Here is a 26,995-nt window from a genome sequence, read left to right as displayed (position 1 = left end):
ATGTCCACATTTGCTCTGCCCCCTGAAGCCGCCCGCCTGCCCGACCCTTACCGTGAGGAGATCGCGGTCGTTCACGCCTTGGCGCAATCCATCGGCGCGGGGCTGGACTGGAGCAGCGTCCTGACGCTGGCCGGCCCCTGGGTGCAGCAGGTGCGCGCCAACCCGGCGCCGTTCTGGGCCATGGAGTCGCTGCTGCGGGAGTACCCGATCAGCAGCTCCGAGGGCCTGGCCCTGATGCGCTTGGCCGAAGCGCTGTTGCGCGTGCCCGACGCACCGACCGCGATCGCGCTGACCGCCGACCAGCTCGGCCGGGGTCAGTTCGACGGCAGCTCGGAGGGCCCGCACAAGATGTTCGCGGCGCTGTCGGCCTCGGCGATCTCGCTGTCCAAGAAGTTCCTGCCCGACGCAGAAGGCTCGGGTGGCTTGATGACAAGGCTGGGCGCGCAGACCGTCGTCAGCGCGACGGTGCGGGCGATTCAGCTGCTGGGCCGCCAGTTCGTGCTGGGCCGCAATATCAAGGAGGCGATGACTGAGGCCGCCGGTGCCCGCAAGGTCCAGCCGCAGCTGAGTTTTTCGTATGACATGCTGGGCGAAGGTGCGCGCACCGAGGCCGATGCACGCCGCTATCATGCGGCCTATGTGGGCGCCATCAAGGCGATCGCCAGCGGCGCACGGGCCGATGCACCGGAGCAGGCCGACGGCATTTCGATCAAGCTCAGCGCTCTGTTCTCGCGCTATGAAGTGCTGCAGCGCGAGCGCGTGTTTGCCGAGTTGCTGCCGCGCGTGTGGGAGCTGATCACGCTGGCCGCTCAGGCCAATATCAACCTGACGATAGACGCCGAGGAGGTCGAGCGCCTGGAGTTGTCGCTGGACGTGCTGGACACGCTGGCCGCACGCATCGCCAGTACCTATCCTCAATGGCGCGGCTTCGGTCTGGCCGTGCAGGCCTACCAAACGCGCGCACTCAGCGTCATCCACGAAGTCGCCGCGATTGCCAAAAAGCATGGCCTGCGCTTCATGGTGCGCCTGGTCAAGGGCGCTTATTGGGACGGCGAGATCAAGCGCGCCCAGGAGCAGGGCTTGGCGGCTTACCCGGTCTTCACCCACAAGCAGCACACCGATGTGTCCTATCTGGCCTGCGCGCAGGCGCTGATCGGCCACGCCGATGTGATCTACCCTCAGTTCGCCAGCCACAACGCCGGCACCATCGCCGCGATTGTGCTGATGGCCCGCAAGGCGAATGCCAAGTTCGAGATGCAGCGTCTGCACGGCATGGGCGAGGGCGTCTACCGCGAGGTGTTGCGCGATGGCAGCATCCCTTGCCGCGTCTACGCGCCGGTCGGCGAGCACCGCGATCTCTTGGCCTACTTGGTGCGCCGCTTGCTGGAGAACGGCGCTAACTCGTCTTTTGTGCACCAGCTCGCCGACGTCAATGTGCAGGTGCCCGAGTTGCTCGGCTCGCCCTTGGAGCAGGTGCAAATCAGTGGCGCCTTGCCGCTGCCGGGCGCGCTCTACCTCGACCGTTTGGGTCATGGCCGCATTAACTCGACCGGCGCCGACTTGACCGATATGGCGCAGCGCCAGCCCTTGCTGCGTGCCTTGGAACAGTGCCAGGTCTTGCCCGTGACCGAGGCCAGCCCCGCCTATCTGGCCTCGACCATGGCCGGCCTGCAAGCCGGCTTTGCGGGCTGGAACGCGACTCCGGTGCAAGAGCGTGCGGCTGTGATGCGGCGTGCCGCTGCGGCGCTGGACGCGCGCCTGGCCGAGTTCTGTGCTTTGCTCGTCAAGGAGGCTTTCAAGACCCAAGGCGACTGCGTGGCCGAGGTGCGCGAGGCAGTGGACTTCTTGCGTTATTACGCCGACCAGGCTGAGAGCGACGGCCCGGCGATGCAAGGGCGCGGCGTGTTTGTCTGCATCAGCCCCTGGAACTTCCCGCTGGCGATTTTTGCCGGTCAGGTGGTGGCGGCGCTGGTGACCGGCAACACCGTAGCGGCCAAGCCGGCCGAGCAGACGCCGTTTGTGGCGCTGAAGTTTGTCGAGTTGCTCTACGCTGCCGGCGTGCCGCATGACGCGCTGCAGTTGTTGCACGGCGCGGGCGAGACGGTCGGCGCCGGCCTGGTGGCCGCTGAGCAAACCGCCGGCGTGTGCTTCACCGGTTCGACGCAGGTGGCGCAGATCATCAACCGCACCTTGGCCGCCAAGGAAGGTCAGGTCGTGCCTTTGATCGCCGAAACCGGTGGTCTGAACGCCATGCTGGTTGATTCAACGGCCTTGCCCGAGCAGGTGATCGACGCGGTCGTGCAATCGGCCTTCCGCTCCGCCGGCCAGCGCTGCTCGGCGCTGCGCCTGCTGTGCGTGCATGAGAGCATTGCCGACGGCGTGATCGAAATGCTCAGCGGTGCGCTGCAGGAGTTGTGGGTCGGCCGGCCGGCCGATCTGGCCACCGATGTGGGGCCGGTCATCGATGAGGAGGCCTTCGAGAACGTTGCTAAGAATATCGAGCGCCTCAAGCGCGAAGCCAAGCTGATCGCCGAGGCGCCGGTGCACGATGCGATGCCGCGCTTGATCCGCCCCGTGGCCTTCGAGTTGAGCAGCATCAGCGCCTTGCGCCAAGAAATTTTTGGCCCGGTGCTGCATGTGGTGCGTTGGGGCGGCGAGCCGGATGCGGTGATCGAGCAAATCAATGCGCTGGGCTATGGCCTGACGCTTGGAATCCAAACCCGCATCGACAGCCGGGCGCTGCGCCTGGCCGACAAGGCTCGCATCGGTAACGTCTATGTCAACCGCAACATCATCGGTGCGGTGGTCGGCGTGCAGCCGTTTGGCGGCGAAGGGATGTCGGGCACCGGGCCTAAGGCGGGCGGGCCGAACTACCTGTATCGCTTCTGTGCGGTGCCGGCGGTGAGCGAAGCTGCACCGAACGGGCCGGCCCCTTCAGCTCATGGTGCGCAAAGCGCCGCCGTGCCGGCCGTGCAGGTGGCGTCGGCCATGGCGGCCTTGGCCGCCGGCCATGAGGTCTGGAGCGAGCGGCCTTTGAGCGAGCGCGCCGCCTTGCTGGAACGTGCTTTTGAGGGTCAGGCCGATGCCGCTTTGGTGAGCAGCCGGCTGGCGCAGGCCAGGCTGGCATTGGCCGATAAAGCGCTGCCCGGCCCCACCGGTGAGAGCAATGAGCTGCGCCAACATGGCCGGGGTGTGCTGGCGCTGCAGGCCATTGCCGCCTCGCCACAAGCCTTGGCTCTGGGTGTCGCAGCGGCCTTGGTGGCAGGCAATAGCGTGGCCTTGCTGGTGGACGGCGCCTGCGTGGCGCGGGCCGAAGCCTTGCAAACGAGCTTGCGTGCGGCCGGGCTGCCGACCGAGGCCCTGCTCTTGTTGCCTGGTGCCGTGCAGAGCTTGAGCGCCTTGCTCGATGACGATCGCTTGGCCGGCATCTGCTGGCTTGGCAATAACGCCTTAGCCGAGCGCGCTTTGCTGCGGCAGATGGCCGCATTGGACGGCGCGATTCGGCCGCTGATCAGCGCGCAAGAGCTGTTCGATGCGCGGCAGCAATATCGCTTCAGTGCCGAGCAGACGCTGACCATCAATACGGCAGCCGCCGGTGGCAATGCGGCCCTGCTGGCCGGTGTGCATTGAGATCGAAAGTCTCGCGCGGGACAAAAGGGCGCTATGCGCCCTTTTTCTTTGTATGAAATTGTCAGCTCGCAATCACAAGACTCTGCTGCGGCGTTAAATTCCGGTTTTGTTTGGGCGGCTTGGGCCACAGCCCAAAAGGGGAGTTGATGCCGAATCCAGATCAAGATTTGCAGGCGCCCTGTGCCGCTGGGGCATTCCCGCTGACGGGAGCCTGGCTTGATGCCTTGATCCAGCATGCGCCGGTCGGCATTGCCGTGATTGACCTGAGCGGCAAGTATTTGAGTGTCAACCCTGCCTACTGTGAACTCTACGGCTATCGCGCGGCCGAGATGCTGGGCAATAGCTTCCTGATGGTGTTTGCGCCCGAGCAGCGTGAACCGGTACTGCAGCGTCACCAGCGCTTCCTGAGCAAGGGCAGCGAACTCAAGGGTGAGTGGGATGTGGTGAATCGCGACGGGAAGCTGCTGCGCGTCTTGTCGGAGTCGGTGGCGGTGCGAGGTGCCGATGGGCAGATGAGCCGTTTGGTCTATGTGCTGGATATCACCGCACGCAGCCGAGCGGAACATGCCAAAGAGGAATCGCGCCGGCAAGTGCTGTCCGTGATGGACGCACTCACCGCGCATATCTGCGTGCTGGATGAGCAGGGCGTGATCATCAAGGTGAACCGGGCTTGGCGTGAGTTTGCCGCTGCCAATGGCGGATCGGACGAACTTTGCGCCGAAGGCAAGAACTACCTTGATTTTTGCAGGCAGCCACTGGCGTTTGCTGATGCTGGTGCGCTTGAGTTCGCTGACAAGCTCACAGAGGTTTTGGCGGGGCGCTTGCAGAGCTTTCAGGTGGAATACCCCTGCCACTCAGCGCAAGGGCCGCGTTGGTTCTTGGCGCGGGTGTCGCGCACGCTAGATGTCGAGCCGCCACGCATCGTCGTTGCGCATGACAGCGTGACCGAGCTCAAGCTGGTGCAAGAAGCGCTGCGCCGCCAAGAGGCCGAACTGCGGGATTTGGCCGCTTCGGTTCCAGGTGCCTTGTTTCGCCTCTTGGTGCGGCCCTCGGGGAAAATTGAGTTTGTCTATTTCAGCCCCGGTGTGCAGGACTTGTTTGGCCTCAGTCCCGAAAAAGCCTGTGGCGATGGCCGCGCCCTGTTGCGCTGCATGACGCGAGAGTATCGCGAGGCCTGTGAGGTCTCCTTGCGCCGGGCTGTTGCAAGCGGCCAAGCCTGGGAACAGGAAGTGGAGGTATGGGTGCCCGAAGCCGGGGCTGGCCCCAAGTGCTTGCAGATCAAGGCCACGCCCAAATTAACGGGGCCGGGTGAATGCGTGCTGACCGGCGTCTTGACCGATGTTTCGGCCCGCAAGCAGGCTGAAACTGCGCTCAAGGCCAGCACCGAATCCTTTCGGATCTTTTTTGAAACCATGCCGCAAGGCGTTGTCTACCATGCCGCCTCGGGGCAAATCACCGCTGCCAATCCGGCTGCCTGTGCCTTGCTGCGGCTCAGTCTTGACCAGATGCTGGGCAAGACTCCTTTTGACCCCGGGTGGCGGGCGATCCGCGAGGACGGCAGCGACTTCCCCGCCGAGCAACATCCCGCCATGGAAGCATTGCGTACCGGCCAGCCGGTGCGCCAGGTCGTGATGGGCTTGTGCTTGCCCGAGGGCAGCCTGATCTGGCTGCAGGTGAACGCCACGCCCTTGTTCAAGCAAGGTTTGTTGACCGAGGCCTACACCAGCTTTGAGGACATCACCGAGCTGATTCGCACCCGCCAAGAACTGCACCGCCAGGCCAGCACCGACCACCTGACCGGCGCCGCCAATCGGCGTCATTTCATGGAGCGTCTGCAGGCCGAGTACGGCCGCATCCAGCGGCGCCCGGAGCTATGCAGTTGCGTCGTGACCTTGGATCTTGATCACTTCAAAAAAATCAATGACGGCTTCGGCCATGCTGCGGGAGACGCCGTCTTGCGCCATGTGACGCTGTTGATGCGGCTGGGCACGCGCCCGCTGGATGTGGTGGGTCGCCTAGGCGGCGAAGAGTTCGCGCTCTTGCTGCCCGACACCAGCTGTGAAGACGCGCAGGTTTTGGCCGAGCGACTGCGCCTGCGCATCGAGCAAAACCCGGTGCAATATCGGCAGTCCATCATCCTGGTGACCGTCAGCATAGGCATCAGCGCGATATTGAGCAGCGACGCGAATGCAGAGTTGGCCCTCAGTCGCTCCGATCAAGCCATGTATGCCATCAAAGAGCATGGGCGCAACGGGGTCAGCATCGCCTGAGAGGCTGAGGACTTTTTACTGCGCGGCCGCCATGCGTCCTTGGCCCGGTGCTCGAAATCCTCACGTACAGGGAGTACGTTGCGGTTTCTGCGCGCGGGCCGCCTAGCCTGACGGCCGCTCGCTACAAAACGAAGTTTCAGCGCAGCTAAAAGTTCTCAGCCTCTGAGTCCGCCCGGGGCTGTTGCACAATCAAAGCAAGTGTCAGCCCCAGGAGATAGAGATGCCCCATTTGAATCAAGCAACGCGCCGCCTAACGATCAGTCGCCTGGGCCTGCTGGGGGCAGTCTGTGCGGCCCTGTTGGCGCCAGCCGGCAGTTATGCGATCGAGATTTTGAACCAGCAAGGTGCCAAGGAAATCGCCGAGAACGCCAAGCTGCCGGGTTCGGTGTCGACCGGCTGGCGAGTCTTTCAGCAGCGCTGTGCCAGCTGCCACGGCCCGGCCGCCCAGGGCACGGTCAAAGCGCCCGATCTGCTGCCACGGGTGCGCGAGATGGGTGCCGAGCGTTTCTCCAATTTGGTGCTGAAGCGCTATGACTGGAGCGCTACGCCGGCCGCCGCCAGCAGCCCGCAGACGGGTGCTCAGGCCGTCATGCCCGCATGGCAGAGCAACCCGATGGTGAATGCGCATATCGTCGACCTGTACGCTTACCTGAGCGCAAGGTCCGAGGGCACGCAAGGCCCGGGCCAGCCGGCTCAATAGACCGGCGCTTGAGCGTCAGTTTTCGGGCAGGCTGAGGCTCTTGACCGTGTCTGAGTAGGGCAAGGTCAACAAACCATGTTTGGCCAAGGCCGATTTCAATTCGGCTTCGCAGGACTCGCGAGGGATTGCCTGGGCGCAGGCATGTTCAATCGACTCAAAGAAATTGAGCTGCTTCGGCGCTTGGTGGCGTAGCAGCAAGGTGGTGGATCCGCCGCCCGAGTGTCCGACGGTGACCAGGGAGACCTGCATCACGATCAGGGAAAAGGCAGCAAGGGCGGCCACCAGCGACAAAGTTGTCTTCTTCATGCAAGTCTCGGAAATATGAACGGTCCGGTAATGTAAGCGCTGAGGCGATCAAGTCTGGCAAGCAAACATCTGCCGCTGGAACTTTGGACATGTAAAGTCTGCTTTACATGTCTGCGTATTTTCAGTAAAGTGGAAAGCACGCTTTACATGAAAGGTGCGTGCGAGATGAATTCGAAGCAATATTTGAAGGAACTTGGTCTGGCCTTGTTGGCCTATGCGGCGCTGTTGATCGCATCGATCGCGTGGCTCAACGGCGATCCCAACTTGGGCTCGCCCTGGCGCGACCTGATTGCGCTCAGCCCGATGTTGGGTGGAGGTTTGGCGGTGTGGGCCATCCTGCGCCAGCTGCGCCGGCTTGATGAATTGCAGCAGCGTGTGCAGTTCGAGGCCCTGGCCTTGGCTTTTGCGGGGACGGCCTTCATCAGTTTCAGCTATGGCTTTCTCGAAGGCCTGGGCTACCCGCGCCTGAGCATGTTTGTGATCTGGCCGCTGATGGCCGTGCTGTGGATGCTGGGCCTGCTGCTGGCGGCGAGGCGCTACAAATGAAGAACCTCTTGCGCGAACTGCGCGCCCAGCGCGGCTGGTCGCAGACGGAGCTGGGCGAGCGGCTGAAGGTGTCGCGGCAAACCATCAATGCCATCGAAAACGAACGCTATGACCCTAGCCTGCCCTTGGCTTTCGAAATTGCGCGGGTGTTTGAGATGCCGATCGAGGCGATTTTCTCGGCGGCTTGACTTGGCCCTATACGCTTAGACAGCGCCGCGTCCGGCCCATTTGAGGGCCCAGCGGCCACGTCTGGTAAATTGCCTGCGTGTCCTGTGCTCCCTTCCTCATCAAGAATTTGCTCCGGCTGGCCTTGGCCTGTGCCGCGCTTGCGCCCCCCATGGCTTGGGCGGCGGCCGGCGCGCAGGAGTTCCGGGTTGACCTGATTCAGCTGGATCCCTGGGCCAAACCCAATCCGGACCCTGGGCGCAAGGGCAAGGAGGCTTATGTCGGCATCGTCGCGGATCTGCTCAACGAATTCGAGCGTCGCAGCGGCCACAGCACCGTCAGGACCCTCACGCCCTATGCCCGTGTGGAGCGCGACCTGCAACTGGGTGACACCGATTTTTCAATCATGGCCTGGGGCGAGGCCAGAGCGGCTTACGCCAACCGAGGCACGGCCTTTGTGCCGCTTGATTTCGGCGTTAAGGCGCGCAAAGGTGTGCGGCTGAGGAGCTACGAAGATTTGCGCCAAATCGTGGTGGCCGCGCCGCGTGGCCTCAAGGTGGACCCCCGCTTTGACGTCGATGCGGATGTGCGCAAGGAATTGCTGGTGGACTACACCCAAGCCATTCGCATGACGATTGCGCAGCGCGATGCCAAGGCCGTGGCGGGCTCCCTGTCTTCCTTGGGTCACATCATTCACAAGCTGGGCCTGGAGGACGAATTCGGCGATGTGCTGGTGCTCAACACCACCTATCTGACCGTGGCTTTCTCGAAAAAATCGCCCTTGCTGGCTTCCGAGGCCCAGGTCAATGCCATCTTCAAAACCATCGTCGACGACGGCACGGCCAAGAAGATCTATGAGCGCTGGATGTTCCCGACAAGCAATTGATTCCAACACGATGCGTATGACTCCGAATCGCCCATCCCCTGCGAAGCCCCGTGTGGCTTTGACCCTACTTTTGGCCTTGCTGCTCAGCGCCTGCCAATCACCGATCAGGCTGATGCCGACGCCGGTCAGTTTCAGAACCGGCGATGTTGATCCATTCGCGCAAGCCGGCGCCAAATTGCTTGGCACCGAGGTGCCTGTGCTCTATGTCACTAACCGAGGCGCGGTGATCGAAAAGCCCGAACCCATCCACTCCATCTTGCCCAGCGAACGCCTGCGCATGGGCGTCGCCCATGTCCGCATCGGTGATGAATACCTCGACTGGGAAACGCTGCATCGGCTCTCCACCAGCGACGATGCGGATGAGCGCCCGCTCGTGCAACTGGAGTCCTTGGAGCAAATGGCCTCCTTGGACGCCAAGCAAAGCTTCAGCGATTCGGCCTCCACCCAAGCGTTCTTCGCACTGCTGAACAAGACCTTGGCGGCCAGCGAGAGCCAGGAGCTGGTCATTTATGTGCACGGCTCCAACAACACCATTCCGCGCGGCGCTGCGCAGGCGGCGCAACTGCGCCATTTCACCGGCAGGCGCATGGTGGTCTTGTCATTTTTGTGGCCATCTGCAGGCTCTATCCTCAAGTACTTTACCGACGTCGGCAATGCCAAGGCCTCGGTCGAGCCCTTTGTCCGCCTGCTGGAACTGCTGGCCGAACATTCCAAAGCGAGTGGCATCAATGTGCTGGCCTACAGCGCGGGCGCGCAGATTGTCAGCCCGGCGCTGGCCCAGCTGGGCCAGTCGGCCCGCCCGGGTGAGACGCGTGAGCAGTTGCGCCAGCGCCTGCGCTTGAACCATATCTATTTCGCCGCCGCCGACATTGACACGCGCCGCTTCGTCGACGAGTTGAAGCTCTATGTCGACTTGGTGGGCCGGGTCAGCAATGCCGGCAATTTGAATGACTCGGCGCTGCGCTTCAGCGCCCTGGTGAACCGGGCTTCGCGCATAGGGCGGCTTGACCGGTCGGAACTCGATGCCGAGCAGACCGGCTTTTTGATCGACGCGTCAAGGCAGTATGACTTCGATCTGATCAAGGTCGACCCCCAGTCCATTCCCAAACTGCCGCAGCGTTCGCACGCATTCTGGTACGAAGACCCCTGGGTCAGCAGCGATCTGCTCGGGCTTTTGCTGCTCAACGCCGAGCCACAGCGGCGCGGTCTGGAAGTCCAACATGCCGATCGAGGCGCGCGTTACTGGACCTTCCCGCCCGATTTTGATCTGCGGGTCAAGCAGCTGTTCAAGCCGGCCGGCGAGCTGCAGTCTGGGCAAGAAGCCGGCCTGAGCAAGTGAGGTTGCGAAGGCGGCGCAGCTATTCAATCAGGCCGCGCGCTTGCGCCCGCTCCACATTGGCGAACTTGGCCATTGCCGTCTTCATCATCTTGAAGCCGAGCTTGGCGTAGAAGGCCTCTTTGCCGGGCGCCGCATACAGCATCACTTGGGCGGCGCCGGCTTGCTCGGCCAGCGAGTCCATGATGGCGCGGCCAAGACCTTGGCCCTGGTACTCGGGCAGCAGCACCACATCGAAGATCACACACCACAGCACGCCGTCGCTCAAGGCGCGGCCGGCGCCGATGATGCGGCCGTCCGCATAGACAAAGCAGCGGCTTTGGCTGTTTCTGAAACTCAGCTCCAGCGTGGCCGGATCGCGCGTGCCAAGCGGCGCGCGCTCGAACACCTCGGCCAGCGCAAGCCAGTCAAGGCCTTCGACCTGGGTCGACAGTCGAATCATCATCGCCGCATCGCCTGCAACCGCGCCTTCACATCGGGCCACTCGCTGTCGATGATGGAGAAGTAGACGGTGTCACGCACGCGGCCGGTGTCGGTGACGATGTGGCGGCGGAACACGCCTTCTTGGCTTGCGCCTATGCGCGCAATCGCAGCGCGTGACTTGTCGTTTAAGGCGTCGGTCTTCAACTCGACCCGGTGCGCACCCAAGGTCTCGAAGGCGTGGGTCAGCAACAGCGTCTTGGCCTCGGTGTTGACGTTGCTGCGCTGCCATGCCGGCGCGACCCAGGTCCAGCCGATTTCCAGACGCCGGTCGCGCAGCGAGATATTGCCGAAGCGGCTGCTGCCGACCACTGGGCCGGCTTGTCCGGGGCCAGCCAAGACCAAGGCGAAGGGCAAGGAGACGCCGCTGGCTTGATCTTTCAGCGCCGCCTCGACGTAAGCACGCATGTCGGCGGCCGTGCGTACCTGGCTGGGTACCCAGCGCCACAAGGCGGGCTCAAGCCCGACGGCGCTCAGCCCATCGAGATGGTCCAGACTCAAGGGCTCCAAGCGCAGACCCGGGCCTTGCAGGGTGATGGGCGCTACTTGCATCGTAGGTATAGGCTGTGGCGTCATGGCTAAAGGTGTTGCAAAAAGAGAATATTGAGAAGAGTAAGTGGCTGATGTGTCAGAGGCTCAGATGCGCCATCCAGGCGGCGACATCTTGCTCGGCCGCCGTGCCCGCCGCCATCGCTTCGCGGATGCGGCCGCGCTCGACGGCGCTGCGGTTCTGGCTGAGCTTGAACTTGCCCTCCCAGCGCCGGACATGCAGCCGAAAGCCGACGATGGCGCCCAACATCTTGCTTTGAAAGTCCGCCGGCAAGTCGCGCCATTGAGCGGCATAGGCCGGCTCATGCTGGGCGATCAGGCGCTTGAGCAAGGCGTCCTTGGCCTGCTCATCGTGCACCAATTCCAGCTCGCCATAGGCATGCACGGCCGCATAGTTCCAGGTCGGCACCGACAATTTGCTGTCGGCATGGCGCGGCGAGACATAGGCGCTGGGGCCGCTGAACACCGCCATCACATCCCGGCCCTGTTCATGCATGCCGGCCAGCCAGGCCCAGTGCGGATTGGCTCGCGCCATATGGCCTTCCAGCTGCAGGGTGCAGCCGCTCTTGGGTGAAGGCGCCTCCAGCAAGGTCAAGGGCAGATGAGTGCCGAAGCTTTGGCCTTGCACGTCCGGGCCAATCAGCAAGGCCAAGGGGTAAAGCTCGATCAGGCGGGCGGCTTGGGCCAGGTCTTCGGTGGCGAAATGGGCGGGGTTGTACATGGTGGGCGCCTCGGGTACGGTGAACAATTCAAACGACAGGCCTGCAGCATAGTGGTCGGCTTGGTACGATCAAAGATCCACTTTGCGTCAATATCATGGATCCAATCAAAGCAGCCCCCATGACGCTGGACCCGGCCGGCATGAGCTTGCGTCCCGGTCAGGGTCTGGCCCAGCAAATCTACGCGCAGCTGAAGGACAAAATCCTGCAAGGCGCCTTGGCCGCGAGCGCGCGGCTGCCCACCACGCGTGAACTGGCGCTGGCGCTGGGGGTGTCGCGCAATACCGTGGTTCGAGCCTACGAGGCGCTGATCAGCGAGGGCTTTGTGTTCGGGCGAGTGGGTTCGGGCTGCTTTGTGGCCGAGATTGCCGGCCTGAGTCAGCCCGCTGCGGGCAAGGCGCCCGCGCCCGCAAGCCAGGGGCAGCAACCGGGCACTGCGCTGTGGGCGCGGCTGCAGGACTTTGAGACCGCGCCGACGGTGGGCTTGCGCCCGCGTGCCTTTCGCCATGGCCTGCCCGCGCTGGACTTGTTTCCGCACGCCTTGTGGTCCCGTTTGCAGGCACGCTTTTGGCGTCAGCAAGAGCAACAGCGCCAAGCTGCCGGCCTGAGCTACGGTGATCCTGCCGGCCTGCCGCGTCTGCGCGAGCTGATTGCCGCCTACCTGAGCCACTCCCGTGGTCTGCAATGCAGCGCCGAGCAAGTCATCATCACAGCCGGCTCGCAGCAGGCGATTGCGATGGCCGCGCTGGCGCTGGTGCAGCCGGGCGACAGGGTTGGCATGGAGTCGCCCGGATACCGGGCGGCGGCGGCGGCCTTGAGCCTGAGCGGAGCGGACGTAGTGCCGGTGCCGCTGGACAGCCAAGGTCTGCGCATCGGCGCCTTGCAGGCCTTGGGGCCGCTGAGCCTGGTCTACACCACACCCTCGCACCAATATCCGACCGGTGTGGCCATGAGCTTGCAGCGCCGGCTGGAACTGCTGGCCTGGGCCGAGCGCGAGCAGGCCTGGATCTTGGAGGATGACTACGACGGTGAATACCGCTTCAACGGGGTACCGCTGGCGCCCTTGGCGACCCTGGCCAGTGGCAGCATCCGCCAGCGCACGCTCTACATCGGCAGCTTCTCCAAGCTCTTGTTTCCCGGCCTGCGCCTGGGCTATCTGGTGGCGCCCGCTGCCTGGATGCCGACCTTGGCCAAGTTGCGCTCGGTGCTGGACCGCCAGTCATCGATTGCCGACCAGGTGGTGATGGCCGACTTCATGGCCGAAGGGCATTTTTTGCGCCATGTTCGGCGCATGCGTCGCGCCGCGCTGGAGCGGCGCGACGCGATGATGGATGCTTGGACACAGCTCATGCTGCCGCAACTACCGCCGCCCTGGCAGGAGTATCTGAAGCTGCAGCCGGTGGATGCTGGCTTGCAGGCCTTTTTGCCCTTGCCCAGCCTCCAGCTGGAAGTGCAGCTGCATCAGGCGGCGCTGGACGCCGGTATCGACATTGGCGCCCTGGCCCAAGTCGGCGGCTTGCCGGCGCATAGCCAGCAAGCCGGCTTGACGCTGGGCTTTGCCACCGTGGATCCGGCCGAAATCCGCCGGGCCACACAAGCCTTGGGCCGGGCATGGCGGCCGGTCTTGCTGGCGCTCGCACCGAACTCAGCGCTGAGCTGAGCTGAGCTGCCTTGCCTTGGGGGCAATTCCGAGTATGACCAATGCCATGGCCTGGCATAACGAACTAACATCGCGGCTTCCCTGTTCAACCGGAGCCCCTGATGCGTCGTCTGCTCATCGTTACTGCCCTGGCCGCTTGCTTTGCTGTGGGGGTTCAAGCCGAAGCTACTTCGGTCGGGCATACCTACACACCGCCTGATGCGTTTGCGATCAGCCAGACCGGCTCGCTGCTGCGCCTCACCGCGCCCGAGGGCGATGCCACGGTTACCGTGGTGGAGCTGGCCCAGGCCAAGGATGCCGCGGATGCTGTGGCGCAGGCTTGGCAGCAGGTGCAGCCCGACTTCAAACGCACCTTGCTGCTGGCCACGCCGAGGCCCAAGCGCAATGGTTGGGTGGAGCAGTCGGTGTTCGATTACGAGACTTCGCCGAATGAAAAGTTGGTGATCCAGGCCTTGGCAAGGCGCTCCAGCACCGATGGCGGCTGGGTGGTGCTGCTGCTGCAAGCCTCGCAAGCCACTTTGGAAAAACGCGGCTCGCCGATCGGCAAGTTCTACAGCAGCCTGCGTCCCAAGGGCTATGAGCGCGAAAGCTTCGCGGGCCGCAGCCCCAAGCCGCTCACGCCCGAGCGGGTCGAGCAGCTCAAGGCCTTTGTCGCCGACGGCATGAAGAAGCTGGATGTGCCCGGCGTGGGCCTGAGCTTTATTGACGGCAACAAGGTGGTTTGGGCCGGCGGCCTGGGCGTGCGTGCATTGGGTAAGCCCGAGCTGGTGGATGCTGACACCTTGTTCATGGCGGCCAGCAATACCAAGGCCATGACCACCGGCTTGCTCGCCAAGGCGGTGGACGCCGGCAAGCTGCGCTGGGACCAGCCCGCCGCCCAAGCCTACCCAGGCTTCAAGCTGGCCGACCCGGAGGTGACCCAGAGCGTGCTGATCAAGCACCTGGTTTGCGCCTGCACCGGCATGCCGCGTCAAGACCTGGACTGGATTTTTGCCAACGGCGCTGCGCCGGCCAAGAGTACGTTCGATCAACTCAGCGGCATGAAGCCGACCTCCAAATTCGGCGAGGTGTTTCAGTACAGCAATCTGATGGTGGGTGCGGGCGGCTATATCGCCGCAGCCACGCTGAAGCCGGGCTTGGAAGTGGGCAAAGCCTATGACCAGGCCATGAGCGAACAGCTGTTCAAGCCGCTGAACATGACGCGCACCACCTTTGACTACAAGCAGGCGCTGAGCGGCAACCATGCCGAGCCGCATGGCGACGCTTTTGATGGCAGCACCCGCCGCGCCAGCATGGACGTCAACTACACCATCGTGCCGGCCCGCCCGGCCGGTGCGGTGTGGACCAGCCCGCGCGACTTCAGCCAATGGGTGCTGATGGAACTCGGCAAGGGCCGCGCCCCCGATGGCAAGGTGGTGATCAGCGAGCCCAACTGGGCCGAGCGCTACAAGCCGCAGGTGATGGTGGGGGAGGACACCTATTACGGCATGGGCCTCTTCATCGACAAGCAATACGGCATCACCGTCGCCTCGCATGGCGGCGACATGCTGGGCTTTCACTCCAATATGATCTGGCTGCCCGAGTACGGCATCGGCGTCACCATCCTGACCAACTCCGACGCGGGCGTGCTGCTGCGCGGCCCGCTGCAGCGCAAGCTGCTGGAGCTGGTGTTCGACGGCAAGCCCGAGGCTGACGAGCGCTTGCAAGTCGCCATCGCCAACCGCAAGGCGGGGAACGACAAGCAGCGCGAACTGCTGACCTTGCCGGTGCCGGCGGAGGCCATCAAGCTGTTGGCCGCCCGCTACCACAGCCCAGAGCTCGGTTCACTGCAGGTGCAAAAGGCCAAGGGCGGCAAGCTGATCTTCAAGTTCGCCCACTGGGACAGTGAAGTCGCGCTGCGCAAGAACGAAGACGGCACGCACAGCTATTTCTCCATCGACCCGGGCGAGGCCGGCTTCGAGTTGGTGCGGGACGACAAGGCCGCCAAGCCCACGTTGGTGATGCGCGACGCGCAGCATGAGTACCGGTTTGTGGCGCATTGAGGGGGCGCTGAAGCCATGCTGATCGCGGCGATGTCAATATTGATGTCGTTCGCGTCAGTGCAAGGCGTGCAAGGTGGCCGAGCGCATGCATGAACACAGGGCGTTAGTGAGTCTTTTGATTCCATCGCGCGTAGGCCCATGCGCAGCACAGCAAAGCCCTGTCCAGGCTGGGCAGTCTCTCGTCGTGTTGCTATAGCGCTCGGCGAGCCTTGATGTCAGCCAATACAAAACGCATTCAATTTATTGCCGTCTAGATCACGGAAATAGCCGGCATAAAAGCCTTCGCCGCGCGGCCCCGGAGCGCCCTCGTCTTTGCCGCCGAGCGACAAAGCTTTGGCGTGCAGTGCGTCCACCTTGGCGCGGCTGTCCACCACCAAGGCCGCCATGGCGCCGTTGCCTGGGCTGGCGGGCTGGCCATCGAAGGGGGTGAGAATGCCCAGGCTGGGTTGGCTCATCGACATGCCCCAGGCATAGCCGCGCCCAAAATCCATGATGCGCTTGACGCCTATGGTGGCAAGCAATTCGTCATAAAAAGCCGCCGCGCGCGGCAGGTCATTGGTTCCGAAAGTCACATAGCCAATCATTGCAGTCTCCAAGCGTGATGAAAAATTGCGGGTCTAAATTTTGCCCGTGAACACCCGCCCCAACCAGCCCAAGTACCAATCCAGCAGCCGCTGCCAGCGGCTCTTCTGCGGCGCTTCAACTGGCGCAACGGCGGCAGCCACTACATAACGCGCCTGTAAAGCGGTGTTAAAGGCCGCGAAAAAATCCCCTGCCATCTTCTGCGCAGCCATGTCCACCAAGCGCGAACCTATTTGCGCGATCTTGCCGCCGACGCTGGCTTGCACTTCATAGTGCAGCAGGGTCAAGGCTGGGCCTTGGGATTCCAGCCGAACTTGGGCCGTGCCTTTGCCATGGCCGGCGGCGCCGCCATTGCCTTCAAACGCGAGGCTATAGCTGTGTGGCGGCTGCAGGTCGCTGAGCTTGAGTTTGCCTTTGAACTTGGCCTTGACCGGGCCGATGGCGACGGTCATCAAGGCCTCGTATTCCTGCTCACCGATCAAGCTCAGGCTTTCACAGCCGTTGATGCTGGCCTTGAGCAAGTCGGCGTCGTTGAGGGCTTCCCAGGCCTGGGCTTGGGAGACGGGCAGCGATTCTTGTCCGGTTAAATTCATCGTTGGGCTTCGGTGTGGGAGAGGATGGCCATCAGATCCTGCAGGCTGGCCAGATTGTGTACCGGCAAATGCCGCGTGACTTCGGGCAGAAGCGCCCGCACGCCGGCCGCTTTGGGCTCGAAGCCCTCAAAGCGCAGCAAGGGGTTCAGCCAAATCAACTGCCTGCAACTCAGACGCAAGCGCTGGGCTTCGAAGGCCAGGCGTCGGCATTGCGGGTCGCTGTCGCTGCCCTGTTCCAGCCCGTCGGTGATCAGCAGCACGATGCTTTGGCTGCTCAATACGCGGCGCGCCCAATGCTGGTTGAAGGCATGCAGGCAGGCGCTGATGCGGGTGCCGCCCGACCAGTCTTGCACCTGCCGCGCCACTGCCGCCACGGCCAGATCGGGGTCGCGTTGCTTCAGCAAGCGGCTTATCGGTGTCAGGCGGGTGCCAAACACAAAGCTGTGGATGCGGGGCGAGCCGCGATGATTGGTGTGTTTGCTGCTGCGCTGGCTTTGCGGGTTAGTCAGGCCATGGGCCAGATGCAAAAGCATTCTTGAATAGCGGCTCATCGAGCCCGAGATATCGGCCAGGATCAGCAGCGGTGCTACGGTTTGTCGGGGCTTTTGGCGCAGCAGCGCCAGAGACTCGGACCGCGCCTGCGCGCGCAGGCTAGCGCGCCAGTCCAGCCGGCCGCCTGCTGCCCCTTGCCAGCGCCGCGTCGGGCTGGGCGGTAGCAGCGCGCCCATTTGGCCCAGCAGGCGCTTGGCCATCAGCCATTCTTCGCTCGTCATGGTGTCGAAGTCGCGCTGGCGCAGCTGTTCGCGCTCGCTCCAGCTCAAGTGGGCGTCGATGTCCAACTGCTGCTCGGGTTCGGCCGCCTGTGCCTGTTGCTTGGGCGCATGTGGAAACAAGGCCTGCACCAAGCGCCTATTTTCGGGCAGGGCTGGCAGGCCCGACTTGGCCTGCGCTTGCGGCAAGAGCATGCGCATCACGCGGCCGAGCAGATCGGGGTCGCGCCAGAAGATGTGAAAGGCTTGGTCGAACAGCGCACGGTGCTCGGCGCGGTCCAGCAAGCAGGCGGACAAGGTGGCGTGGAGGTCTCGGCGCGAGGCCAGCCCCGCCAGTTCCAGCGCTTGCAAGCTCAACAACACGCGGTCGCTGCCCACGGCCATGCCGGCCTCGCGCAAGACGCGGGCGAAGTGCATCACGTTCTCGGCCAGGTGATCAGCCACGGTCGCTGATCACTTGAGCCTGCAACTGCTCCAACAGCCGCGCAGCCTCCGAGCCCTGCACCCGCAGGATGTCGTCCTGGTATTTCAAGAGCACGCCCAGCGTCGAGTGCAGCGTCGCGGGGTCGAGCACCAGGGCGTTGAGTTCCAGCAAGGCGCGCGACCATTCGAGGGTCTCGGCCAGGCCCGGCAGTTTGTAAAGCTCTAGCTGGCGCAGGCCCTGGATGAAGGCGACGATTTGCTGTGCCAGCCGCAATGGCAAGCCGGGCAGACGCAGGCGCAGGATCTGCAGCTCGCGTGCGGCGTCGGGGAAATCCACCCAGTGGTAGAGGCAGCGCCGCCGCAGTGCGTCATGGATCTCGCGCGTACGGTTGGAGGTGATGATGACGATGGGAGGCTGGGTGGCCTTGATCACGCCCAGCTCAGGGATGGTCAGCTGAAACTCGCTCAAGACCTCCAGCAAATAGGCCTCAAAAGCCTCGTCTGCCCGGTCCAGCTCGTCAATCAGCAAGACCGGCGCGATGGCATTGGCCGGGTCTATGGCCTTGAACAGGGCGCGTGGAATCAAAAAGCGCCGCGCAAACAAGTCCTCGCTCAGCGAGGCTTTTTGCTCGGGCCCTTCCGCCAGCCGGATCTCCAGCATCTGGCGGGCGTAATTCCATTCATAGGCGGCAGCATTGAGGTCCAGGCCCTCATAGCATTGCAGCCGGATCAAGGGCCGATCCAGCATCAAGGCCAAGCTTTTGGCGATTTCGGTCTTGCCGGTGCCCGGCTCACCTTCGAGCAAGAGCGGGCGCTGCAGGCGCAGGGCGAGAAAAGCGGCCGTGGCCAGCTCGCGCTGCGCCACATAGCCATGTTCCAACAAGAGCGCGGCGGTGGCGTCTATCGAGTCCGGCAGCGCAGCTGACGCTAACTTCACGAGCAAGCGGCTACGGCCCGGCCCGCCAGCACCGGGATCAGTGCCGCGCGGTAGGCTGCCGAGCCGTGCAGGTCGCTGCTGAGCTGCTCCGGGCTGATGCTGACCGCCAGCGTCGCAGCCTGGCTCCACTTGGCGGACAGCGCTGCTTCCAACTCGGTCGCGCGGAAGACGCCGGCAGCAGCGCCGGTGACGGCCACCCGCACGCCGGCGGCCGTTTGCGCCACAAACACGCCGACCAGTGAAAAGCGCGAAGCCGGCTGTTTGAACTTTTGCCAGCTGGCCTTGGCTGGCACCGGGAAGCTGACCGAGCTGATGATCTCGCCCGGCTGCAAAGCGGTCTCGAACAGGCCGAGAAAGAAGTCGTCGGCGCTGATGCTGCGGCGGTCGGTGTAAATGGTGGCACCCAGGCCCAGGACTGCCGCCGGGTAGCAAGCGGCCGGGTCGTTATTGGCCAAGCTGCCGCCGAGTGTGCCCCGGTTGCGCACCTGGCGGTCGCCAATGCGGCCGGCCAGATCGGCCAGGGCAGGGATGGCCTGCTGCACTTCTTTGCTGGCGGCCACGGCCGCGTGCGTCGTCATCGCGCCGATCACGACATGGGCGCCCCTCCCCTCATCATTCACGCGGATGCCTTTCAGGTCGGCCAGCCCGCTCAGGTCGATCAGCGCCTCGGGTGCGGCCAGGCCGAGCTTGATCGCACCGAGCAAGGACTGACCGCCGGCGATCAGTTTGGCTTCCGGGGCGGCGGCCCGCTGGCCGGCTTCGGCCAGGCTAGCGGCTTGGGAATAGGTGAAAGTGGTCATTGCAAGCTCCTTGCTGTGAGTTCACTGCGCCAGCCGGGCGGCCTGAATCGCTTGCCAGACCACATGCGGCGTGGCTGGCATCGCAATGTCCTTGATGCCCAGCGCATCGCAGATCGCGTTGATGACGGCCGGCGGCGAGCCGATCGCGCCCGCCTCGCCGCAACCCTTGACCCCCAGCGGGTTGTGCGTGCAGGGTGTGCCCTTGGCGGTCTTGATCTGAAAGCTGGGCAGGTCATCGGCACGCGGCATCGCGTAGTCCATATAGCTGCCGGTCAGCAATTGGCCCGACTCGGTGTCGTAGATGCCATGCTCCAGCAAGGCTTGGCCTATGCCCTGCGCGATGCCGCCCTGCACCTGGCCCTCGACAATCATCGGGTTGACGATATTGCCGAAGTCATCCACCGCGCTGAAGCGGTCCACCCGCACATGGCCGGTGTCCGTGTCCACCTCGACCTCGCAGACGTAGCTGCCGGCGGGGTAGGTGAAGTTGGTCGGGTCGTAAAAAGCGTTCTCGTTCAGGCCCGGCTCCAGCTTGTCGAGCGGATAGTTGTGTGGCACATAAGCCGTTAGCGCGACGGAAGCGAAAGGCACGCTGCGATCTGTCCCGGCGACCTTGAAGACGCCTTGTTCGAACTCGATATCGCTGTCGGCCGCTTCCAACAAATGAGCGGCGATCTTCTTGCCCTTGGCGATCACCTTGTCCACCGCCTTGACGATGGCCGTGCCGCCGACCGAGAGCGAGCGGCTGCCGTAGGTGCCCATGCCGAACAGCACTTTGCCGGTGTCGCCATGCTGGATGTCGACATCGTCGAAGGCGATGCCCAACTTCTCGGCCACCACCTGGGCGAAGGTGGTTTCATGACCCTGGCCATGCGAGTGGCTGCCGGTGAAGATCGTGACCTTGCCGGTCGGGTGCACGCGCACCTCGCCGGCCTCGAACAAGCCGGCGCGCGCGCCCAGGGCACCGGCGATGTTGGACGGCGCCAGCCCGCAGGCCTCGATATAGGTCGAGTAGCCCAGGCCGCGCTTGAGACCCCGGGCTTCGCTGGCGGCACGCCGGGCGGCGAAGCCCGCCACATCGGCCAGTGCGATCACGCCGTCCAGCGTCGCGTCGTAGTCGCCAATGTCATAGCTCAAGCCCACCGGCGTGGCGTAAGGGAAGCTGCGTATGAAGTTGCGCCGGCGCAGCTCGGCCGGGTCCAGCCCCAGCTCGCGAGCGGCGGTCTCGACCAGGCGCTCCACCACATAAGTGGCCTCCGGGCGGCCCGCACCTCGGTAGGCGTCGACCGGCGCGGTATTGGTGAACACGCCGGTGACTTCGGCGTAAATGGCCGGCGTCGTGTACTGCCCGGCCAAGAGCGTTGCGTACAGAATCGTCGGCACGCTGCTGGCAAAGGTGGATAAGTAAGCGCCGAGATTGGCGCTGGTATGCACCCGCATGGCGACGAACTTGCCGGCTGCGTCCAGGCCCAGCTCGGCCACGGTGGCATGGTCGCGGCCATGCGCGTCGGTGAGGAAGCTCTCGCTGCGCTCGGCCGTCCATTTGATCGGCCGGCCGAGCTGGCGCGTCGCCCAGGTCAGCGCGGTTTCTTCCGCGTACAGAAAGATCTTGGAACCAAAGCCGCCGCCCACGTCCGGAGCCACCACGCGCACCTTGTGCTCGGGGATGCCCAGTACAAAGGCACACATCAAGAGCCGTTCCACATGCGGGTTCTGGTTGGCCACATACAGCGTCCAGCTCTCGTCTCCGGGGTTGTAGGACGCATTCGCGGCCCGTGGCTCAATCGCGTTAGGGATCAGACGGTTGTTGCGGAACTCCAGCCTGGTCACATGGGTGGCGCGTGCAAAGGCCGCGTCGGTGGCGGCTTGGTCGCCGCAGCCCCAGGTGTAGCAGACGTTGTCGGGCGCTTCGCTGTGCACGCTGCTGGCGAAGTTCTTGGCGCTGGCGGTATCGACCACCGGCAGCAGCTCCTCGTAATCGACTGCAATCAGCTGCGCGGCGGCCTTGGCTTCCTCATAGGTCTCTGCCACCACCAGCGCGACCTGGTCGCCCACATAACGCACCTTGCCATCGGCCAGAATTGGATGCTTGGGCTCCTTCATCGGGCTGCCGTCCAGGCTCTTGATCAGCCAGCCGCAGGGCAAGCCGCCCACCGCGCGGAAATGCTCGCCGGTGTAGACCGCCAGCACGCCCTCGGCCGCTGCAGCCGCTGCCGTATCAATCGACTTGATCAGCGCATGCGCATAGGGCGAGCGCAGAAAGTAAGCGTAGGTTTGGCGCGGCAGCACGATGTCATCGGTGTACTGGCCGCGCCCGGTCAGAAAGCGTGCGTCCTCGCGGCGGCGCACGCTTTGGCCGATCAGGCCGGTCTGGGCTCCCAGCGCCGCGCTCATGGCTGCACTCCTTGCGCGCCCAGCATGACGGCTCGCACGATGTTCTGATAACCGGTGCAGCGGCAGAAATTGCCTTCCAGCGCCTCGCGCACCTGCGCCTCGGAGTGGCAACCGTGATGTTGAACCAAGTCCACCGCGCTCATCACCATGCCTGGCGTGCAAAAACCGCATTGCAGGCCATGGCATTCCTTGAAGGCGGCTTGCATCGGATGCAGTGTGCCGTCGGCGGCAGCCAAGCCTTCGATGGTGGTCACTTCGGTGCCGGCCGCTTGCACGGCCAGCAGGGTGCAACTCTTGACGGCGCGGCCGTTCACATGCACGGTGCAGGCACCGCATTGGCCGGTGTCGCAGCCTATGTGCGTGCCGGTCAGGGCCAGGTCTTCGCGCAATAGTTGCGACAGCAGGCGCTCGGGCGCAGTGCTGCGCGTGACCGTCTTGCCGTTGACCTTGAGCGTAATTTTGCTTTGGCTCATCTCTCGTCTCCTGGAGGGTGGCGGGCGGGCTTGTCAAACCCCGCCACATCATCTCCTCCACCGGGCCGGCGCGCCACTCACGGTTTACCCGCCTGTATGTCCATACATGGGCTGTTCGGCTGCGTTCGCGCTGTGTCGTTTTGGCTTTACGAGAGCGCAGCAGCATGGGCAGGGCGGATCATGCGACTATCGGGGTCTCAATCTAAGAGTGCAAAGGCCGGCCGCATGGAAAACGCATATCACCGCTTCAATGAGCTGTTCGCACAGCTGGGTCTGCCGAATGATGACGCGGGCATCCACGACTTTCTGAGTCGCCACACCCCCTTGGCACCGGAGATTCGCCTCGCCGACGCGCCGTTCTGGAACGCCGCGCAGGCAGAGATGCTGCGCAAGTCGCGTCGTGATGATGCTGACTGGGCCGGCTTGGTCGACCAGCTCGACGCGGGGCTGCGCCATCAGGCTTGAGCGGCCGGGGTTCAGCTACTCATCGTAGGATCTCGGTCATGGATAACGTTGATTTAGATGTGTTGCGCCAAGTCGCTGCCTGGTCAAAAGCAGGCCGTGGCGTGGTGCTGGGCACCATCACGCGCACCTGGGGCTCGGCGCCGCGCCCGGTTGGCTCGGTGGTGGCCGTGCGCGATGATGGCGCAATTGCCGGTTCGGTGTCGGGCGGCTGCATCGAAGATGATTTGATCGCCCGGGTGCGCGAGGGCGCGCTAAATTTGGCCGGCCCACGCTTGCAACGCTGGGGCGTTGGTGCCGAAGAAGCTACCCGTTTTGGCCTGCCTTGCGGTGGCACTTTGGAGCTGATGCTGGAACCACTCACCGGCGCCTCGATGATTGACGAGTTGCTGGCGCGGCTGGATCTTGGCGAGCGGGTCTGCCGCACGCTGGACCTGGCCAGCGGTGCCGTGGTCTTGAGCGCGCCGCTGGCCGGCGCTGATCTATTGAGTGTCAACGAGCGCCAGCTGATCACCCATCATGGCCCGCAGTGGCGCTTGCTCATCATCGGCGCCGGTCAAATGACGCGCTACTTGGCCAGCATGGCGCTGGGTCTGGATTACCAGGTCTTGATTTGTGACCCGCGTGAGGAATATGCAGATGGCTTGGTGCTGGCTGGGGCCAAGCTGACGCGCGAGATGCCCGATGATGTGGTGACGGCTTTTGCCCCCGACGGCCATAGCGCCGTGGTCGCCCTGACGCATGACCCCAAGCTTGACGACCTGGCCTTGATGGAGGCGCTCAAGAGCCCGGCCTTTTATGTCGGCGCGATCGGCTCGCGTGTCAATCAAAGCAAGCGCAAGGCGCGCTTGGCCGAGCATTTCGGTCTGAGCGACGAGCAACTCGCTCGCTTGCATGGGCCGGTGGGCTTGCATATCGGCGCACGCACGCCGCCCGAGATTGCGCTGTCCATACTCGCTCACATGACGGCGGAGCGCTACGGCGTTCGCTTGAGCAGCTCGCAACTGCGCTCGGGCGCAGAAGAGGGCGGCTGTGCGGTCTGACTTCTTGGTGGCTGTAGTAGCGGCGGTTTTGGCTCTCAGCAGCCTCTCATCCGCAGCGGCCGAGTCGGTGCGCGAACAAGAAATCGCCGAATGCCGCCCTGGCGAAATCGCCACCTGGGGCGATGGCCGCGACCGCCCGGCGCTGAGCAAGCCGCTGGTGTTTGTGTACTGGCATGCGGGCGCGCCGGCCTGGTTTTCGTCCTCGCAGATGATGGCCGTGCTCAAGCGAGCGGGTCGCGCCTGGGGAGGCTGCGGCGTGGAGAGTCAGATCATTGCCTTGGTCGGCAATGCGGAGCTGCCGCCCGAGGCGGTGGTCGTGCAGTGGAGCGAGCCTGGCAGCCGGGGCAACTTCGGCCTCGCCAACCTGGGTCAGCGCACGCTGGCGCTGAGCCCGGCCATGTTTGCGCTGCTGCGCACCCGCAACCCTAACTACCCCGCCGAGCAGACGCTGCAAATGGTGGTCTCGCATGAGATGGGGCATTTCTTCGGCTTGATGGCGCATTCGCGCCGCTGCGTTGATGTCACCTCGTATTACAACGATGGCAAGGGCGGCAGTTGCTACGCGCGCGATCTGACACAGCTCAAAAGCGTGGTGGAGTACCGCTCGATCTTGCCGACTGCTTGTGACATTCAGCGCTGCCGCATTGCCAATGGGCTGAGCCCCAAAGCTCCCTAGTATTTTGAAAATTTCCATCATGAAACGATTGAATTCCATGGCCAAGCTTGGCCTGATTGCGGCGAGCTTGTGTGGCTCGGTGCTTGCCCTTGCCGCTGCGCCCGATTACTTGGCCGGTCAGGCCTTGCTCAGCAAAGCGCAACAGGCGAGCAGCAATCAAGAGCGAGCGCAGGTCTACCGCTGGCTGTTTGCCATCGATGACTTGGCCGAGATCGAACGGCGCACCCAGGCCGCGCTTGAGCCGGCGGCCCAGTCGCGCGTGCTGCCGGCTGATTTGCTGGCGGCCGGCCGCCTGGCGTTGGAGCAGCGCAATTTTGAGCGGGCGCAGCGCGCCTTCGCTCGCGCGCTGTCACATGCCAAGGCGCAACCGCAGGACAAAGCCGCCGCGCTGTCGGGCTTGAGCCAGCTTGCCTTGCAGCAGCGAGACTATGAGGTGGCACTCAAGCAGGCGCAGGCCAGCATTAAGTTGAAGCCTTCGGGCGACGGGCTGATTGCCTTAGCCGATGCCTTGATTCGCTTGGGCCGCACGGCCGAGGCCGTCACGGCGGCCGAGCAGGCGGTGGCGCTGGAGCCGCAGCATGAGATGGCGCATTACCTGCTCGGTAACGGCTATGCACGCAAGAACTACAGCGAACTGGCCGCCGCGCAGCCGGCCGCATACGCACAGGCGCAGCAGCTGACGCGCGAGGCGTCCGAGGCCTTTGTCGGCGGCGACTTCAAGCGCGCGGCCGCTCTAAGCGAGCAGGCGCTGCGTCTGCTGCCGGGCTACGGCCGGGCGCACGCGGTGCTGGCCAAGGCCTTGGAATCGCAGCGCATGGTCTTGGACGTGAACCGTGCGGGCGCCGAGGCGCGCTTTGCCGCCATGCCTATGCCGGCAATCCCTGGTATCGAGCGTTATGTGCTGAATTGGGCGCAGCTGTCGCCGCGCCATCAGAAACGCGTGGCGCTGTCGATCGCACCCTGGAAGGCCTATGTGCCCGTGCTGGTGGAGGGCGGTGCCACGCATTTCATCAAGCCGCTGCATATGAAGCTGTCCGAAACGCCCGGCGGGCAGGCGCTGAAGGATCAGCGCATCAATTACGACTCGCGCCTGTGGGACGACGTGCGCGGCGCCGGCGGCTTCAACACGGTGACCGGCATCGAGGATGTGGAGCGCTCGATCTTTGATCGCTACAACACCGTGCTGCATGAGCTCACTCACCAAGTGCATGGGGTGATGACGGTCGAGCAGACGCGCGAGATTCAAGCTTTGTATCAACGCGCCAAGCTGCGCGACGAGGCGAGTAAGAACGGATTTTTGTCGCGCTATGCCGCCGGCTCGGTGTGGGAGTATTTCGCGGAAGGCGCCAATAGTCTGGACACGCCGCGCCGCGACACCTTTGACAACCGTGAGATCGTGCGCGAGCGCCTGATCGAGATCGACCCCGATTTGCAGGCCTTGGTGACCCGCCTGCTGGCCAAGCAAGATGTCAGCGCGAGCCTGCCCATCGCCCTCGTCAATGCCGGCAACCAAAAACTGGAGGAGGGGCAGGCCGCGCAAGCGCTGGCTTTGTACGCACGCGCTGCGCAGGTGGCGCCGAATGATGCGGTCGTGCTGACGGCGCAACTCAGCGGGCTTGCTATGAGCGGCGCCGAGCCGGCGGCGGTGTTGACTCTGGCAGTGCAGGCGAAGAAAGCACAGCCCGGCAGCGGAGCCTTGGCGGTGGCGGCGGCCGAAGCCTCTTGGCATGCAGGCCACAGCTTGGAGGCAGTGACCGACAACTTGGCTGCCGGCCGATTGGGCTTGACCGGCGCGGACGACCGTTATCTGGTCGATCTCGCCTTGGGTGACAACCACCGCAAGCTCGGCGACGGCCCGCGCGCACTGGCTGCTTTTGATGCGGCGCTGGCCTATCAGTCCGACAGCCCCGAGGGTTTGTGGGGCCGCGCTAGCGCGTTGGCCATGCTGGACGAGCGCTGGGACGAGGCCTTTGCCGTCTATGAGCAGGCGCTGCGCCTGCGCACCGGGGTCGTCGCACTGCGTGCCGATCTGGTGCAAGACCTGCTGCGCGCCGGCCGTTTTGATCTTGCCGCCAAGCAACTGAGCGAGGCCTTGTTGCTGGACGCCGAGGATCCGCGCTTGGCTGCGCTGGGGGCTTGGCTGGCACTTGAGAGCAAGAAAGATCCCGAGGGTGCGCGGCTCTTGGCCCATGCGGCGCTGGAAAAGGCGCCGTGGAATGATCTGGCCTTGATCGTCAAGGGGGCAGCCTTGAAGTCATTGGGGCGGCTTGAGGAGTCTCAGCAGGTCTTGGCGCCGCTGCGCGAGCGCATGGCCAAGAGCGCGCCGCCGCAATGGCTGTATCGGGCCGACAAGTCGAGCTGGGTGTCGGTACACGAGTTGCCGAATGTGGAGCGAGGCTTGCTGAGGAGGTGGGTGGGGGAGTGAGGCCAATTTGCTTGGACGAATAGGCAAGAGCCAAGGAAATGAATCCACCCCTGTCCGGAGCACGAATACGCAAATCAAGAATCGTTTTGGCGGGATATTGTGAAAAACCCTTCCCACCTATGGTGGGG

At 64.0% G+C, this 26,995-nt stretch carries 24 protein-coding genes; 13 read left to right on the top strand and 11 right to left on the bottom strand.

Going from position 1 to position 26,995, the window contains the following annotated elements:
* The 3 genes from LNV08_RS04725 (at position 1) to LNV08_RS04715 (ending at position 6,600) form a co-directional block, all read left to right on the top strand.
* Complete coding sequence (locus LNV08_RS04725) at positions 1–3,630, top strand: L-glutamate gamma-semialdehyde dehydrogenase (RefSeq protein WP_263532517.1); 3,630 nt, start codon at positions 1–3, stop codon at positions 3,628–3,630.
* 146 nt (positions 3,631–3,776) lie between these two features.
* Complete coding sequence (locus LNV08_RS04720) at positions 3,777–5,900, top strand: PAS domain S-box protein (protein WP_263532516.1); 2,124 nt, start codon at positions 3,777–3,779, stop codon at positions 5,898–5,900.
* Positions 5,901–6,120: 220 nt separating this feature from the next.
* Entirely contained in the window at positions 6,121–6,600 is a 480-nt protein-coding gene (locus LNV08_RS04715) for a c-type cytochrome (RefSeq protein WP_263532515.1), read from the top strand.
* Between the two features lie 15 nt (positions 6,601–6,615).
* Here the strand turns inward: LNV08_RS04715 and LNV08_RS04710 are convergent, their stop codons facing one another.
* Positions 6,616–6,906 (bottom strand): hypothetical protein, encoded by a 291-nt coding sequence (locus tag LNV08_RS04710; protein ID WP_263532514.1) that lies wholly within the window; start codon positions 6,904–6,906, stop codon positions 6,616–6,618.
* Positions 6,907–7,071: 165 nt separating this feature from the next.
* Here LNV08_RS04710 and LNV08_RS04705 point away from each other — a divergent pair, with 165 nt between their 5' ends.
* The 4 genes from LNV08_RS04705 (at position 7,072) to LNV08_RS04690 (ending at position 9,842) form a co-directional block, all read left to right on the top strand.
* Entirely contained in the window at positions 7,072–7,452 is a 381-nt protein-coding gene (locus LNV08_RS04705; protein ID WP_263532513.1) for a hypothetical protein, read from the top strand.
* The gene (locus tag LNV08_RS04700) at positions 7,449–7,640 is read left to right on the top strand and encodes a helix-turn-helix transcriptional regulator (protein WP_263532512.1); all 192 of its coding nucleotides are present in this window, start codon (positions 7,449–7,451) and stop codon (positions 7,638–7,640) included. Before LNV08_RS04705 ends, LNV08_RS04700 begins: the two co-directional genes overlap by 4 nt.
* 149 nt (positions 7,641–7,789) lie before the next feature.
* Complete coding sequence (locus tag LNV08_RS04695) at positions 7,790–8,503, top strand: substrate-binding periplasmic protein (protein WP_263532511.1); 714 nt, start codon at positions 7,790–7,792, stop codon at positions 8,501–8,503.
* Positions 8,504–8,555: 52 nt separating this feature from the next.
* The gene (locus LNV08_RS04690; RefSeq protein ID WP_263532510.1) at positions 8,556–9,842 is read left to right on the top strand and encodes an alpha/beta hydrolase; all 1,287 of its coding nucleotides are present in this window, start codon (positions 8,556–8,558) and stop codon (positions 9,840–9,842) included.
* 19 nt (positions 9,843–9,861) lie between these two features.
* On the opposite strand, the gene LNV08_RS04685 is transcribed toward LNV08_RS04690, so the two are convergent.
* The 3 genes from LNV08_RS04685 to LNV08_RS04675 are packed head-to-tail and all read right to left on the bottom strand — an operon-like array spanning position 9,862 to position 11,589.
* Positions 9,862–10,284 carry a GNAT family N-acetyltransferase gene (locus tag LNV08_RS04685; RefSeq protein ID WP_263532509.1) on the bottom strand — a complete coding sequence of 141 codons (423 nt, stop codon included), beginning with the start codon at positions 10,282–10,284 and terminating at the stop codon, positions 9,862–9,864.
* On the bottom strand, positions 10,281–10,895 hold the full coding sequence (locus tag LNV08_RS04680) for a GNAT family N-acetyltransferase (protein ID WP_263532508.1): 615 nt from the start codon (positions 10,893–10,895) through the stop codon (positions 10,281–10,283). Before LNV08_RS04680 ends, LNV08_RS04685 begins: the two co-directional genes overlap by 4 nt.
* Before the next feature lie 52 nt (positions 10,896–10,947).
* Positions 10,948–11,589, bottom strand: a complete 642-nt coding sequence (locus LNV08_RS04675; protein ID WP_263532507.1) for an FMN-binding negative transcriptional regulator — start codon at positions 11,587–11,589, stop codon at positions 10,948–10,950.
* A gap of 95 nt (positions 11,590–11,684) precedes the next feature.
* Here LNV08_RS04675 and LNV08_RS04670 point away from each other — a divergent pair, with 95 nt between their 5' ends.
* Both LNV08_RS04670 and LNV08_RS04665 read left to right on the top strand, forming a co-directional pair.
* On the top strand, positions 11,685–13,247 hold the full coding sequence (locus LNV08_RS04670; protein WP_263532506.1) for a PLP-dependent aminotransferase family protein: 1,563 nt from the start codon (positions 11,685–11,687) through the stop codon (positions 13,245–13,247).
* 101 nt (positions 13,248–13,348) lie between these two features.
* Entirely contained in the window at positions 13,349–15,289 is a 1,941-nt protein-coding gene (locus LNV08_RS04665; RefSeq protein WP_263532505.1) for a serine hydrolase domain-containing protein, read from the top strand.
* A gap of 215 nt (positions 15,290–15,504) precedes the next feature.
* On the opposite strand, the gene LNV08_RS04660 is transcribed toward LNV08_RS04665, so the two are convergent.
* Genes LNV08_RS04660 through LNV08_RS04630 form a run of 7 tightly spaced genes read right to left on the bottom strand, consistent with a single transcriptional unit; the run spans position 15,505 to position 22,261 of the window.
* Entirely contained in the window at positions 15,505–15,873 is a 369-nt protein-coding gene (locus LNV08_RS04660; protein ID WP_263532504.1) for a VOC family protein, read from the bottom strand.
* A 33-nt stretch (positions 15,874–15,906) separates the two neighbouring features.
* Positions 15,907–16,464: a CoxG family protein gene (locus tag LNV08_RS04655; protein ID WP_263532503.1), complete on the bottom strand. Its 558-nt coding sequence runs from the start codon at positions 16,462–16,464 to the stop codon at positions 15,907–15,909.
* Entirely contained in the window at positions 16,461–17,678 is a 1,218-nt protein-coding gene (locus LNV08_RS04650; RefSeq protein ID WP_263532502.1) for a vWA domain-containing protein, read from the bottom strand. The genes LNV08_RS04655 and LNV08_RS04650 overlap by 4 nt, the downstream gene beginning before the upstream one ends.
* Positions 17,671–18,594, bottom strand: a complete 924-nt coding sequence (locus LNV08_RS04645; protein ID WP_414858678.1) for an AAA family ATPase — start codon at positions 18,592–18,594, stop codon at positions 17,671–17,673. The genes LNV08_RS04650 and LNV08_RS04645 overlap by 8 nt, the downstream gene beginning before the upstream one ends.
* The gene (locus LNV08_RS04640) at positions 18,591–19,394 is read right to left on the bottom strand and encodes an FAD binding domain-containing protein (RefSeq protein WP_263532501.1); all 804 of its coding nucleotides are present in this window, start codon (positions 19,392–19,394) and stop codon (positions 18,591–18,593) included. Before LNV08_RS04640 ends, LNV08_RS04645 begins: the two co-directional genes overlap by 4 nt.
* A 21-nt stretch (positions 19,395–19,415) precedes the next feature.
* Positions 19,416–21,788, bottom strand: a complete 2,373-nt coding sequence (locus LNV08_RS04635; protein WP_263532500.1) for a xanthine dehydrogenase family protein molybdopterin-binding subunit — start codon at positions 21,786–21,788, stop codon at positions 19,416–19,418.
* Positions 21,785–22,261: a (2Fe-2S)-binding protein gene (locus LNV08_RS04630; RefSeq protein ID WP_263532499.1), complete on the bottom strand. Its 477-nt coding sequence runs from the start codon at positions 22,259–22,261 to the stop codon at positions 21,785–21,787. Before LNV08_RS04630 ends, LNV08_RS04635 begins: the two co-directional genes overlap by 4 nt.
* Positions 22,262–22,486: 225 nt before the next feature.
* On the opposite strand from LNV08_RS04630, the gene LNV08_RS04625 reads away from it, so the two are divergent.
* From LNV08_RS04625 to LNV08_RS04610, 4 genes are read left to right on the top strand one after another with little or no spacing between them, the layout of a single operon-like run.
* Positions 22,487–22,726: a DUF2789 domain-containing protein gene (locus tag LNV08_RS04625; RefSeq protein WP_263532498.1), complete on the top strand. Its 240-nt coding sequence runs from the start codon at positions 22,487–22,489 to the stop codon at positions 22,724–22,726.
* Between the two features lie 38 nt (positions 22,727–22,764).
* Positions 22,765–23,766, top strand: coding sequence for an XdhC family protein (locus tag LNV08_RS04620; protein ID WP_263532497.1), 1,002 nt, complete (start codon positions 22,765–22,767; stop codon positions 23,764–23,766).
* Complete coding sequence (locus tag LNV08_RS04615) at positions 23,756–24,442, top strand: hypothetical protein (protein WP_263532496.1); 687 nt, start codon at positions 23,756–23,758, stop codon at positions 24,440–24,442. Before LNV08_RS04620 ends, LNV08_RS04615 begins: the two co-directional genes overlap by 11 nt.
* A gap of 19 nt (positions 24,443–24,461) precedes the next feature.
* Positions 24,462–26,867, top strand: a complete 2,406-nt coding sequence (locus LNV08_RS04610) for a tetratricopeptide repeat protein (RefSeq protein ID WP_263532495.1) — start codon at positions 24,462–24,464, stop codon at positions 26,865–26,867.
* Positions 26,868–26,995 lie beyond the last annotated feature (128 nt).

It is taken from the genome of Paucibacter sp. TC2R-5 (assembly GCF_025717605.1).
GTDB lineage: Bacteria > Pseudomonadota > Gammaproteobacteria > Burkholderiales > Burkholderiaceae_C > Paucibacter_A > Paucibacter_A albus.
The sequence above is the reverse complement of the archived record's forward strand: the minus strand, read 5'-3'. Positions and strand labels throughout refer to the sequence as shown.